Raw genomic sequence first — 13,057 nt, 5'->3', positions numbered from 1 at the left:
CTGGGGGAAGAATTCGGGTTAAGACCATTAGGAGTGATACTGAGACAGGAGCTAACCTGTCAGCTCAGACAGGCACTTGGGGGAATGCCGTATCTGATAGTTTGAGTATTGTTTAAATCCCCCGGCTTTCCAGTATCCCCTCGTTTTTTTATAAACTGATTTGGAATACGTACGCCCCGCTTTATCGTGAACCGCTGTTATCCCCTTGTTGGCTGATTAGCAATTGCAGTTGGCTCACGGCTTGATCCAGGGTGTCTTCGGTCGTGTAAAAGTGGGGTGACCAGCGAATCCCGCCGCCACGCTGGGCGCAAATGATCCCCGATTGCATCAGTTCGCGGTGCAAGCGCGGGTGATCAACACCCTCAATGGCAAAGGTCACTATCCCTGCACGCCGCTCGGGTGCTTCTGGACTGAGCAGGCGAACGCCGGGAGTCTGCTGAAGGGCCGTTATCAGATAGGCCACGCGCTGCTGGAGCAGTGCGCCGACCCTGTCCATTCCTGTGTCCAGCAGCAGTTCAAGGCTTGCTGACAGCGCGTGCTGAGCGAGGGTGTTTGGACTACCCGCCTCAAAACGCCGCGCCGAGCTGGCGGGCTGCCATTGCTTTAGATCGTAGTTACCCATGGCCTCGACCATATGCCAACCGTGCTGGGTCAGCTGCAACTGGTCGCGAACGGATTCTCGGCAATAAAAAACGCCCAGGCCTTCAGGGCCCAGCAGCCACTTGTGGCCGTCTGCCATGGCAAAGTCACAGTCTATGCTTTGCACATCAAAGGGCAGGGCGCCGATGGTTTGAATAGCATCCACGCAAAACAGTATTTTTCGGGTGCGGCAGGCGGCGCCCAGCCGCTTCAGGTCCATCCGCAAGCCGCTGGCGTATTGCACCGAGCTGATCGTCAGCAGTCGCGTATTCTCATTCATAGCATCGATGAGCGCCTGCTCGGGATCGTCACCCTGCAGTGATATCTGACGCACGTTAACGCCGCGTGAACTCAAAGCCTCCCAGGGAATGCGGTTGGAAGGAAACTCCTGATCACTGGTGATTATCTCGTCGCCGGCTTGCCAGTTAATGCCTTGCGCAACGAAGGAAAGCGCCTCCGAGGTGTTCTTGACCAGCGCTATGTCATCCACAGAGGGCGCATTGACCAGCTGCTTTAGCTGTTGGCGCAGGTGTGTTTCCTGTTTGGCCCAGCGCGGATAGTCGCGTGCGCCCTGACGCGCGTTTTCCTGAGCGAAGCGGCTGACGGCGTCGGCTGCGCGCTTTGGCCAGGGAGCGACTGCGGCATGGTTCAGGTAGCAGATGTCAGGATCAAGCGGGAATTCGTGTTGCCAGTCATAGGGTGTTGTCATGCTGTCCTCCTTTGGCAGTCAGCATAGTGCTTGTGTTTTAAGCAGGCCACGGTGACTTGCCTATCTGGCGGAAAAAATAGTGACGTCTACATTTTCCCTAGTGATACCGGTACAACGCAGGCATGCAATATCTGCCTATCTTCAGACAAATTGCGACGCCTGCGAACCCATTAGTCAGCTTTTAATCAAATATGGGCATCTGGTCATCGGCTTGGCATAATGGGCAACACTTTTAGTTTTACTGTCAGGTGCCTCAATGCAGAAAGAATCACGTAAAGTCCGCGAGTTTCGTCGTCGGGAGCAGGAAATCCTGGATAGCGCCTTGCGTCTGTTTCTGGAGCAGGGGGAAGACAGTGTCACGGTTGAGATGATCGCTGACGAGGTGGGGATCGGTAAGGGGACCATCTACAAGCACTTTAAATCCAAAGCGGAAATCTATCTGCGGCTGATGCTTGATTATGAGCGTGATCTGGCAGAGTTGCTGCATTCCAAGGATATCGAACGTAATCAGGAAGCCTTGTCGCGCGAATATTTTGCGTTCCGTATGAGTGATCCGGAGCGTTATCGCCTGTTTGACCGGCTCGAAGAGAAAGTGGTCAAGGCCAATCAATTGCCTGTCATGGTCGAAGAGCTGCATGCCATTCGTGGTTCTAACTTTAATCACCTGACGGGTGTTATTCAGACCCGCATCGACGATGGCAAGCTGGAAGATGTGCCGGCCTACTTTCATTACTCCGCCGCGTGGGCGCTGGTACACGGTGCCATGGCCATGTATCACTCACCCTTCTGGAAAGACGTGATCAAGGACCAGGAAGCCTACATGCAGTTCTTGATGGATATCGGTGTGCGCATGGGTAATCGCTCCAAGCGCAAAAAGGAGTCAGAGATCGCTGATTCAGCATCCCAATCGGAAATTTGAGTTAACTGAACTCATGCAGAGGTGGGGTGGTCTATGAGGCAGGCCATAAAGGAGCTGACCTTTGATCTTATCGATCCCTTCACGTATTACCTGCGGTTTGCTGGCATGCTGTCTTTCCATGCCGCTGCTCGCGCGCGATTACGTTTACTCTGACGCGCACCTGCATTACGTCGATTTCTTCCAGGAAACCGAAGGTATGCAGGCGTTGCTGGACAAAATGGATGAAAGCGGCGTGGAGCACGTGATGCTCTCTGGTATTCCGGTTGCTAAAAAGTGGAGTGAGAACGAGCCCAAGCGTCCGCGCTATTATGCTGGCGATGATGGCAGCGCCTACTGGTTTAGCGCCACTGACCTGTTGGTGGCCGACGCCTACCAAAACTTGCCAACCGAGCAAAAAAGTCGGTTCCATCCGTTTCTGTCAGGTTTCAATCCAAACGATAAAAACTCCGACGCCCACATTCGGCGTATGTTGGCGCTTTATCCGGGGCTCTGGCAGGGCATTGGTGAAGTCTTCACCCGACACGATGATCTGACGGCACTGATTCATGGCGAACCACCGCGGGCCAATAGCGACGCTATGGATCGGGTCTATACGCTGGCTGCGGAATACGATCTGCCGGTGATGGTGCACAGCAATATTACCTCCCAGCGTGAGCGCAACCCGCTCTATCTGCAGGAAATAGAAGAACCACTGCGCAATCACCCGCGAGTGCGCTTTATTTGGGCGCATGCCGGGACCAGTATGGAAGTCCATCGCCACCAGACCAAGTTGGAGTTCCTGCTGCCTACGCTGCAGCGCATGCTCAAGGCTTATCCCAACCTGTATATCGATTTATCCTGGACCGTGCGCGAGCCCTACCTGGTTGATAGCGAGGGTAATCCCAATCCGGAGTGGGTGCAGTTGGTCGAGGATTATCCCGATCGCTTTATGTTGGGGTCCGACGTAGTAGGGCACTTTGATAGTGTCAGCAAGTACATGCATGGCTTTGATGTGTTTCTTGATGCCTTGCCGGAGGATGTTGCCCATAAGGTAGCGCGGGATAACTTTCTAGCGGTGCTGCCGCAGGAGCAGGAAGACCTGCCACAGCCCGTCGAGTAGCCGAGCTGTGGCAGGTGATCAGACTTCGTGTTTAGTTATCCAGCGGTGGGCTGGCCCAGTAGCTGCAGCGATGATAGCCGAGGAAGTTTAGTACCGAGCCGTCAGCGGTGGTCGGAGTATCCAGCGTGTTCACTATCCCTCCTGATGCCTGTGCCCAATTAGGGTCAACACCGTCGGTACTGTTGGGGTCTCCGTCTTTGGCAAACTGGCTCCAATAGCCAACCATCTGGCTAGCCAGTCTGTCCACATCTACTTCCGTGCCGGTGTAACGCGATCTCATCAGGCTCTCTGGGTAGAGCACATAAGGGATCTCACTCGCATGCGTAGCCCCCAACGGAAAGCTGGCGGAAGGCACCAGTGTCCAGGGCGCGTCTTCATCACGAAACCAATACTGATAGGTATTCATGTTGGCGGTAGAAAAGGTGCCAGCTTGTGCGTAGGCGTTGCAGGCAAAGTTGGAGTCAGTCCAGATGGCTGATAGTGCCAAAGACAGCTGGTTGGCACCAACTGGGGTATAGCCTAGGTAGTCTGTCGCTATTTGATCGGCATCCAGGCCTGAGCCAGCGAATAGGTCGGCTACGCGAGAACGGTATTCAGCCTCTCCCAGGGCGTCGAGCGAGCTTCCCTCGGTCAGCTCATCCAGGGCGACAAACAGGGTGCCTTCGTCCTGATTGCTGCCAATCATGATGTCCAGATCAGTATTGAAGTCGCCATCGTTCAGCGCTGTCTGGATGGTCCTGGGCAGCAAGTCTGTTGCCGCATCTGAATTCGGAATGACCTGCGAGCCCTGGACTGTCAGGAACTGGGTGGCAGGTAAGTCGCGAAGACAGTTTTCCGCTGTTTGACTGTTACCGCAGCCCAGCGAGGTTGCAACGTTCTGGCCGGCTGCTTGAGCGACTGCTTTGCTGGATTGAAAGGGAGCATAGGAACCGCTTTGCACAATGGCACGCTGGAACAGATTTTCAGCTTTGGCGCGCGGGGAGACGATATGGCTCATTACGCTGTGGCCGCCGGCAGACTCACCAAACACCGTAACATTGTCAGGATCGCCGCCAAACGCAGCAATGTTTGCTTTGATCCAGCGTAGTGCCTGTTGCTGGTCCATCAAACCAAAGTTGCCGCCGTCCGATGCGAGGCTGGGGTGCGCAAGAAAGCCCAGCAAGCCAAGACGGTAATTCAGGGTTACCACTATCACATCCTGTGCTACCAGCCTGGTTGGATCGTACTCGCCGCCGCCGTTACCAAATACAAAAGCGCCGCCATGAATCCAGACCATCACCGGCAAGTCTTCGCCTGATTCAGGTGTGTAGACGTTAAGGTAAAGGCAGTCCTCATTGCCCGCTACGCTGCTGGTAGCAAGGTCTACTTGCACACAGCTGCTACCGAACTCGGCGCTTAGCTGCAGTGTTTCATCGCGCTGCGCTAATGGTTCTGGAGGCGCAAAGCGCAATTCACCCACCGGTGGTTGGGCGTAGGGGATGCCACGGAATACGCGCATACCATTCATGGATATGCCTTTGAGGTCACCCTCAGTGGTGCTGACAGCGCTGACAGCGGCTTGTGCCGGGGCGTCATCGCTACCGCCACCACCGCCACTTAAGCAGCCCGCCAGGCTGATGGCGAGGAGGGCAGAGACAAGGGGTTTGAGCAGAAATCCGCGTCTGTGCGGGAGCGTGATATTTTTCATTATTGTTATTTCCGTTGCGCAGTGACTGTTATTTTTATTGAGCTTGTTTCCAAGTGGTGAGACATAATTCATATGTGTTCAGCCGCTGCGAGGACTATATGTGATGCGGTCGACAGATTCCAAACCCGTACAGGGGATTGGTTTTCTGATGTTATTTGCTTAAGCTTTCCGGTTTGATTGAGATTATGATCAAGCTGATGTCTTGGGTTTAACCCCCCTGCCTAGCAATCATTCAATGTCGGGCCCAGGCCCGCTAGTAACCAGTGGAGTGTCGCCATGCCCCCTGAACAGGATTTTCCTGTCAGCTATATCGAGCCCGTCTTTCGGCCGCCCAGTGAGGCGCATTCGCTAATTCTACCGGTAACCAATGGCTGTTCCTGGAACAAGTGCACCTTCTGCGAGATGTACACCGCACCACAAAAGAAATTCCGTGCCCGTGATGAAGCCGAGGTGCTGGATGAGATTCGCCGGGTGGGCGACAGCTATATAGTGCAGCGCATCTTCCTTGCTGATGGCGATGCCATGGTGCTGCCCACTCGCCGACTGTTGCGCATCCTCGAAGCTATTCGCGAAAACATCCCCAGTGTTGAACGAGTAACCTCTTACTGCTTGCCACGCAATATCAAACGCAAGAGTGTTGAAGAGCTATCTGAGCTCAGGGAAGCAGGTTTGCAGATGCTCTATGTTGGCGCCGAATCGGGCGATGACGAGGTGCTGGCGCGAGTAAATAAGGGGGAAACCTTTGCCTCTACCGCCGATGCATTGAACAAGGCGCGTGAGGCGGGCCTGCAACGCTCGGTGATGATCCTCAACGGGCTGGGTGGCAAGGCGTTGAGCGCTCAGCATGCTGCCAACTCGGCGAAGCTGATGAACCTGACGCAGCCAGAGTTTGTGTCTACGCTGGTAGTGAACTTTCCGCAGGGTCTGGAGCGCTTCAAGGCACAATACCCGGATTTTGAGGAGCTGGACCAAGCGGCCTTGTTCAATGAGCTGCAGCAGTTTGTCAGTGCCTTGACGCTGGACAATAGCGTCTTTCGCAGCGACCATGCCTCCAACGCGCTGGTGCTCAAAGGCGTGCTCGGTGAAGACAAGGCGCGCCTGCTGGCGCAGATAGAAGAGGCGATAGTCCGTCCTGAGCGCGCGCAGCTTCGTCCCGAGTGGATGCGCGGGTTATAACCCATCTGGTCATGGTATTGAGGAGAAGGTGCATGATGCGTTTGGGCTTGGCTCTAATGCTGGTATTGCTTACAGGCTGCATGAAACCTTCCGAGATGACCCGGCAAGCAGGTTATTACCTGGGTGATGTGGGGGTGATTGATCACTATGAGATCAAGCGCAGCAGCACCTGGACGTTGCAGTCCGATTCCAAATTGTACATTGCCCAGGGGCACTTCCTGCCGATTGGTGATCCCTACGCCAGACCCAACGTGGTCGCTGAAGAAGCGTTTGCCGCCGCGGTTGAAGTATTTCCTATTGTGCGCCGAGCCGAACAGCCGCTTGGTTTGGAAGAAGCCCTGGCGGAAGCGCGCAGCTATCAATATGACTATTTGCTCTACACACGTTTTGCATCCGCTGAAGACGCTATTGGCAGTCCTGAGCAATGGGAAGAATCGGGGCGTTGGGAGGACCTGGGCGTCGACCGCGGTGTGTTGCATTTGATCCTTATGGAAGTGGGCACTCGTCATCTGGTTGATTTTGCCAGCATCAAAACCCGCGGCGGGTTTGTCCAGTTCTATAAAGCCAGCCCGCAAGATTTGCTGCGTCCGCCCCTGCGCGATTACACATTGCAGCTCTTGGGGCGGCATTGAGTTTCACCTGATCTGGTGAACTGGCAGCGCTTTTGCGCTGTCTATCCGTTTTACTTTCTCAAGGAGTGATTGATATGGCTAATCGTCCTTTGCCGGCGCAATCCCTGCTCGACAGTATTCCCCAGCGCGGCGCCTTGCAGCGCCGTGAGCCCTCACCGGTGCACCTTTGGAATCCAGAGCTCAGCGGTGAGATGGATATGCACATCACCCGCGATGGAACCTGGTACCACGAAGGTGACCCGATTGAGCGCAAGGCCCTGGCACAGCTGTTTGCCAGCATTCTTCGCTTTGATGAGGACGGCCGTTATTACCTGGTTACGCCGGTCGAGCGCTGGGCGATCAAAGTAGATGATGTGCCCTTTGTGGCGACTCGACTGCAAGTGGAGGGTGAGGGCGAAAACCAGTCTCTTGTCTTTACCACCAACCTTGAAGATGAGGTGACGGTAGACTCCGAGCACCCCATTCGCGTTGAAGTCGACAAGCAAACCCAGGAACCCTCGCCCTACGTGCTGCTGCGCGATAATCTGGAAGCGCTGATCAGCCGTAATTTGTTCTACGAATTGGCTGAGCGTGCGGTTGAACACAGCATGGATGGTCAGGCGCGTTTGGGCGTCTGGAGTAACGGAGAATTTTTCCCGATAGACGGTGCTAAGTAGCGGTTTAACCCAGCGCCCCGCGTCATTGCTGGGCGCGCTCTTAGTTGTCTCTGGTAACTGCTTTAATCTGCTTTAAAGTCAATCAAAAAATGCTGAAATCAGCCGGTTTTTACGGTTGATGTTTACCATATGTAGGTCTAGCATTCCCCAAATGCACAATAGCTAGTGTTTCTTTCGTGAGGTCGCGCTTAAAGGTCAATAGCCTTAAAGTCAATGCCTTTAGCGTGTTCGGTCGAGTGTTTCAGGAGAAGTTAATGAGTCAGACAGCCAAGGTACAGCAGCTGCGCAATGTGGTTACCAGCATCCCGATGCAGCCCGCTTCAGAGGATATCTGGGATACCAAGTACCGACTCAAAACTAAAGATGGCGTTGCTATCGATGGTGTGGTCGACGATACCTATCAGCGCGTTGCCCGTGCCTTATCTGATGTGGAATCCCCCGAATTACGCGAAGAGTGGAATGAAAAGTTTCTCTGGGCCCTGCGTCACGGCGCCATCCCGGCGGGCCGCATCACATCCAATGCGGGCGCGCTCGAGCACAAGCCCGCAACCTCGACCATTAACTGCACGGTATCGGCCACCATCGGCGATTCAATGGACGACATCCTGTCCAAATTGCACGAAGCGGGTCTGACGCTTAAAGCCGGCTGTGGTATTGGTTATGAGTTCTCTACGCTGCGGCCTAAAGGTGCCTACGTATCCGGTGCTGGCGCTTACACCTCCGGGCCACTGTCCTTTATGGATATCTACGACAAGATGTGTTTCACCGTATCCTCTGCCGGTGGCCGTCGTGGCGCCCAGATGGCGACCTTTGATGTGGGCCACCCTGATGTCATGGACTTTATCCGTGCCAAGCGCGAGGGTGGTCGTCTGCGTCAGTTCAACCTGTCGCTGCTGATTACCGAAGAGTTCATGAAAGCGGTCGAGACCGACAGCGACTGGAAACTGGCTTTCCCGCTGAATGCGGCAGAAGTGTTGGCCGATGGCATCAATGTTGATGATCCTGAGCAGGTTATCTGGCGCGAATGGCCGGAAAGCGAGCGTTACGTCACCCGTGCCGATGGCCTGGTGGCCTGCCGTATCTTCCGTGTCATCAAGGCGCGGCGGATCTGGGACATGATCATGGCGTCCACCTATGACTTTGCTGAGCCGGGTTTTATCCTTATCGACCGCGTGAACCAGATGAACAACAACTGGTTCTGTGAAGAGATTCGCGCAACCAACCCCTGTGGTGAGCAACCTTTGCCGCCTTACGGTGCCTGTCTGCTCGGTTCTATCAACCTGACCCTGTTCGTGCGCGATCCTTTCACTGAGAAAGCACGTTTTGACTGGGATGAGTATCGCCGCGTGGTCGCCATTTTCACCCGTATGCTGGATAACGTGGTGGAGATCAATGGCCTGCCACTGGAAGAGCAGCGTAACGAGATTTATCGCAAGCGCCGCCATGGCATGGGCTTCCTGGGTTTAGGGTCAGCCATGACCATGCTGTGCATGAAGTACGGTGAAGAAAAGTCGCTGGTATTCACCGAAGAGGTCTCCAAGGAAATGGCCATGCAGGGCTGGCGCACCGCGCTGGAGCTGGCTGAAGAGAAGGGCGCAGCGCCGATCATGGACGAAGAGTTCACCGTGACCGAGGCCATGCTGGCCAAGCGTCCAGAGATGCGCAAGGACGGTATCAAGGCGGGTGACGTAGTGCTGGGTAAGGTACTGTGGGCCAAATACAGCCGTTACATGCAGCAGGTCGGTGCCGAAGATGCCAAGCTGGCCGCAGCCTTGGCTGAGAAAGGTGGTCGTTTTACGCATCACAGCTCAATCGCACCTACGGGCACTATTTCATTGTCGTTGGCCAATAATGCGTCCAACGGTATTGAACCCAGCTTTGCGCACCACTACTTCCGTAATGTGATTCGCGCCGGGAAGAAATCGAAAGAGAAGGTCGATGTATTCAGCTTCGAGTTGCTGGCTTACCGTCACTTTATCAATCAGGACGCGCTGCCAAGTATGGAAGCGGGTACACGTAACCTACCCGAGTATTTCATCGCTGCGGACGATGTTAGTCCGACCGAGCATGTGGATGTGCAGGCAGCGGCGCAGAAATGGATCGACTCATCGATCTCAAAAACCGCCAACGTGCCGACTGACTACGCCTATGAAGACTTCAAAGACATTTATCTGTACGCCTTCCACAAGGGCTTGAAGGGCTGCACTACCTTCCGCTTCAACCCCGAGGCGTTCCAGGGCGTGCTCGTCAAGGAGCAGGATCTGGCTAACACTACCTACCGCTTCAAGCTGGAAGATGGCAGCTTTATCGAAGCCAAGGGCGGCGATGAAATCGAGTACGATGGCGAGTTGCACTCGGCGGCTAACCTGTACGATGCCTTGAAAGAAGGCTACTACGGTAAGTTTTGATAGGCTGCGCGTACGCACCGAACACCAAGAATTGATAGCTGCGCCTTTGCGCAGCGAGGAAAGCGTTACATGGCACTGAAGATCAACAGTAAGATTGTCGACTACTCTGTAGTGAAAGCCGACGAACCGGCGAAGGCGCCTGAAGCTCAAAGCGTCGCTCCAGCGATCGAAGAAATGCACGAAAAGCTCAAGCGTCCCGAGTTTCTTGAAGGCTCCACCTACAAGATCAAGACGCCTACATCCGAACATGCGATCTACGTCACCATCAACGACGTAGTGCTCAATCACGGCAGCGATCATGAGACCCGCCGTCCGTTTGAGATCTTCATCAACTCGAAGAACATGGAGCACTACCAGTGGATTTCAGCTCTCACGCTGATTATTTCCGCCGTATTCCGTAAGGGGGGTGACTGCACTTTCCTGGTAGAAGAGCTACGCAGCGTCTTCGACCCGAAGGGCGGTTACATGAAGCGCGGTGGTCGCTGGATGCCATCACTGGTCGCCGAGATTGGCGACGTACTGGATCAGCATCTCAAGCGCATCGGTATGCTCAAAGACGAGATGGATGAGCACCAGCTTGCCTACCTTGAGCAGAAACGCGCCGAGTTCAACAGCTTGAAACCGCAAAGCTCGGATGAGGCGGAATGTGATGACAGCGCCTCTGCCTACCCAGCGGGTGCGCAGATGTGTGGTAAGTGTCATACCAAGGCTGCAGTGCAGATGGATGGCTGTTTGACCTGTTTGAGTTGTGGTGATAGCAAGTGCGGCTAAGTGTTTGATTTAACTGCGCGTTATCTATAAAAAAACCGCCAAGTTTGGCGGTTTTTTTTGGTTTGACCTTTTAGAGGTGAGCTTCAGTACTTCGAGAATGGGTATTCAAAGCTACTTTCTGAGCTTTCGTCTCGGTTGCCTTTCGCCTTTGCCGGCGAGTTATTTTTGTTTGCTTGGCCAAACAAAAGTAACCAAAAAAAATCCACGCGACCAGCTTGGGCCACCAAGCTGGCCTGCGGCTTCTCTGCGTTACTCGACAGCTTGGGAGGGGATTGATGGCTGCAGAGCGGCGTGTTTTTCGGGTTTAGTTACTTGGACAGGTAACGCAGAGACAAGTAACGACACGGACTCAAGCCCCATCTGCGCGGGTGAGTAGCGCAGAGCTGTCGGGAAAAAGGCGCTTGCGGTGTCTGAGGTGCGCAGCGCCGAGTTTGCAAGCGCCCCCGGCAGCTTGAGCAACGCAGCGAACCCGAAGGGCCGCACAGCTGGGTGCCCGAGGGGGTTGTTAGGGGGAGATGGGCAAGCATCTCCCCCTGACTCGCCTAGAGGCGAAAGCGATAGTGAGCTACACACCAAGCTTGAAGACCGCTAAAACTGTAGGGCGGATGGCCGAAGCCATCCACCCTGGTGGTAAGTCTCTGGCGTTACCCGCCCAACGAACGTTCGCGCACGAAGCGCTCAATCGCTCCGCTTGGCACTCACCCCCTCAAGCGTCGCAAAGGACGTATCCTTCGCCGTCAGCAAGAAATCCTGCAGGTAAGACATCTCCAGCATATCCTCCCGCACTGCCGCGTATAGCGTACCAAATAATCCATCCGGGCCTAGCTTACGGGCACTGACGTACCCCTTGTGCAGATACTCGGCCATTGCCCAGTTGGGCAGGCAGCAGACGCCGCGGCCGGACGCGACCAACTGCATCATCATCACGGTCATCTCGGCGGTGCGTAGCGTCGCCGGCTCTATGCCGGCGGGGTCGAGAAACTGCTTGAAGATATCCAGCCGTTCACGATCGACCGGATAGCTGATCAGGGTTTCGCGGGCTAGATCCTCCGGGCGAACATGACTTTGCGCCGCCAGCGGATGCTGATTGCTGACTGCCAGTAATGCTTCGTAGGTGAACAGCGGTACGTAGCTGATGCCGGGGATGTCCAGCGGGTCTGAGGTGACCACCAGGTCCAGATCGCCGCGCGCCAATGCGGGTAGCGGGGCGAAGAAAAAGCCGGAGGCAAAGTCCACCTCCACGTCAGGCCAGGCGTTGCGGAATTGATCGATGGTCGGCATTAACCACTGAAAGCAGCTATGGCACTCAATCGCCATATGCAGGCGTCCGGCTTGTCCGCCGGCGAGGCGCTGGATATCACGTTCCGCCTGGCGCATCTGCGGCAGTACGCTTTCCGCGAGACGCAGCAGACGCAGGCCAGCGCTGGTAAAGCGTACCGGCTTGCTTTTGCGCACAAATAGGCTCAGACGGAGCTTCTCTTCCAGGTCCTTCAGCTGATGTGACAGGGCCGACTGGGTCAGGTGCAAACGCTCAGCAGCCTCGACCAGGCTTTCGGCGTCACGCAGGGTAATGAGGGTGCGCAGATGGCGGAGTTCGAGCATGGCGAGACCGAGTGTATGAATGAAAGCGAACTATAACATGGCACATGTGAGCGTTATTCAATCACAAATCCGACATCCTCATCGCAAATCGCTCGACCGATTGAAAGGATATAGAGCTGCGCCTCTCGATGCTCAAACAGCAGCAGGCTCAGTAAGGCTGCAGTATCGTCCCTTGAAATACAGCAAGGGTTGCGCGGCCGCAGTGTGCTGCAGTTTGCAGGCTTTGACTTCGCCGATCACGATCAGATGATCACCGGCGGTGTATTCAGCGTGAACCTCGCAATCAAGCCAGTGCAGGCTGCCCTCAATGATCGGGTTGCCCAGCGGTGATGACTGCCACTTGACGCCGCGCCACTTGTCCGAGCCCTGTTTGGCAAACTGATTGGAAATCCCGGCTTGCTTACCTGACAGTATGTTCACCGCAAATCGGCCTGCCTGACGAATGTGCGGGTAGCTTCGCGAATTGGCCATGACGCTGAATGACACCAACGGCGGGTTCATCGAAACGCTATAGAACGATTGGCAGGTAAAACCAAGCGGCTCGTGATCCGCTTCTGATGTGATCACCGTGATACCGGACGCATAGTGCCCAAGCGCTTCGCGAAAGCTTATAGGTTCGATAGCGGTAGTGGGTAATGACATAGCCAGTTCCTCAATGCTCGGCTCGGTTCAAATGTGTCGGGGGCTGACACAGTGCGCTTATATCGACCACTTCAGCCTGGTCAGGCACACTAGTCTCAGACAGCCCCCCAATTCATC

11 protein-coding genes are annotated in these 13,057 nt (G+C 55.1%); 7 read left to right on the top strand and 4 right to left on the bottom strand.

Annotated features, from left to right (window positions below; all coding sequences use genetic code 11):
- Nucleotides 1-181: 181 nt before the first annotated feature.
- The gene (locus H4J77_RS03115) at nucleotides 182-1,348 is read right to left on the bottom strand and encodes an aminotransferase class V-fold PLP-dependent enzyme (protein ID WP_123889824.1); all 1,167 of its coding nucleotides are present in this window, start codon (nucleotides 1,346-1,348) and stop codon (nucleotides 182-184) included.
- Nucleotides 1,349-1,604: 256 nt separating this feature from the next.
- Here H4J77_RS03115 and H4J77_RS03110 point away from each other — a divergent pair, with 256 nt between their 5' ends.
- Complete coding sequence (locus H4J77_RS03110; RefSeq protein ID WP_123889823.1) at nucleotides 1,605-2,267, top strand: TetR/AcrR family transcriptional regulator; 663 nt, start codon at nucleotides 1,605-1,607, stop codon at nucleotides 2,265-2,267.
- Nucleotides 2,268-2,385: 118 nt separating this feature from the next.
- Nucleotides 2,386-3,366 (top strand): amidohydrolase family protein, encoded by a 981-nt coding sequence (locus H4J77_RS03105; RefSeq protein ID WP_123889899.1) that lies wholly within the window; start codon nucleotides 2,386-2,388, stop codon nucleotides 3,364-3,366.
- 31 nt (nucleotides 3,367-3,397) lie between these two features.
- Here the strand turns inward: H4J77_RS03105 and H4J77_RS03100 are convergent, their stop codons facing one another.
- Complete coding sequence (locus H4J77_RS03100) at nucleotides 3,398-5,053, bottom strand: carboxylesterase/lipase family protein (protein WP_158611272.1); 1,656 nt, start codon at nucleotides 5,051-5,053, stop codon at nucleotides 3,398-3,400.
- A gap of 276 nt (nucleotides 5,054-5,329) precedes the next feature.
- On the opposite strand from H4J77_RS03100, the gene H4J77_RS03095 reads away from it, so the two are divergent.
- The 5 genes from H4J77_RS03095 to H4J77_RS03075 all read left to right on the top strand — a co-directional run bounded on the left by H4J77_RS03095 (nucleotide 5,330) and on the right by H4J77_RS03075 (nucleotide 10,696).
- Nucleotides 5,330-6,229 carry a radical SAM protein gene (locus H4J77_RS03095; protein WP_182246978.1) on the top strand — a complete coding sequence of 300 codons (900 nt, stop codon included), beginning with the start codon at nucleotides 5,330-5,332 and terminating at the stop codon, nucleotides 6,227-6,229.
- Between the two features lie 32 nt (nucleotides 6,230-6,261).
- Nucleotides 6,262-6,861, top strand: coding sequence for a DUF4823 domain-containing protein (locus H4J77_RS03090; protein ID WP_372237884.1), 600 nt, complete (start codon nucleotides 6,262-6,264; stop codon nucleotides 6,859-6,861).
- Between the two features lie 74 nt (nucleotides 6,862-6,935).
- Nucleotides 6,936-7,517: a DUF1285 domain-containing protein gene (locus tag H4J77_RS03085; protein WP_123889523.1), complete on the top strand. Its 582-nt coding sequence runs from the start codon at nucleotides 6,936-6,938 to the stop codon at nucleotides 7,515-7,517.
- Between the two features lie 254 nt (nucleotides 7,518-7,771).
- Nucleotides 7,772-9,925, top strand: coding sequence for an adenosylcobalamin-dependent ribonucleoside-diphosphate reductase (locus H4J77_RS03080; protein WP_123889522.1), 2,154 nt, complete (start codon nucleotides 7,772-7,774; stop codon nucleotides 9,923-9,925).
- Between the two features lie 69 nt (nucleotides 9,926-9,994).
- A complete protein-coding gene (locus tag H4J77_RS03075) occupies nucleotides 9,995-10,696 on the top strand; it encodes an NrdJb (protein ID WP_123889521.1) in 702 nt (233 codons plus the stop codon).
- A 678-nt stretch (nucleotides 10,697-11,374) separates the two neighbouring features.
- Here H4J77_RS03075 and H4J77_RS03070 read toward each other — a convergent pair.
- Together H4J77_RS03070 and H4J77_RS03065 are read right to left on the bottom strand one after the other, a co-directional pair.
- Complete coding sequence (locus H4J77_RS03070; protein WP_123889520.1) at nucleotides 11,375-12,298, bottom strand: LysR family transcriptional regulator; 924 nt, start codon at nucleotides 12,296-12,298, stop codon at nucleotides 11,375-11,377.
- A gap of 132 nt (nucleotides 12,299-12,430) precedes the next feature.
- Nucleotides 12,431-12,940, bottom strand: coding sequence for a flavin reductase family protein (locus tag H4J77_RS03065; RefSeq protein WP_123889519.1), 510 nt, complete (start codon nucleotides 12,938-12,940; stop codon nucleotides 12,431-12,433).
- Between the last annotated feature and the right edge of the window lie 117 nt (nucleotides 12,941-13,057).

Origin of the sequence: Pseudomonas sp. 5Ae-yellow (genome assembly GCF_014077575.1) — a bacterium.
GTDB lineage: Bacteria > Pseudomonadota > Gammaproteobacteria > Pseudomonadales > Pseudomonadaceae > Halopseudomonas > Halopseudomonas neustonica.
The sequence above is the reverse complement of the archived record's forward strand: the minus strand, read 5'-3'. Positions and strand labels throughout refer to the sequence as shown.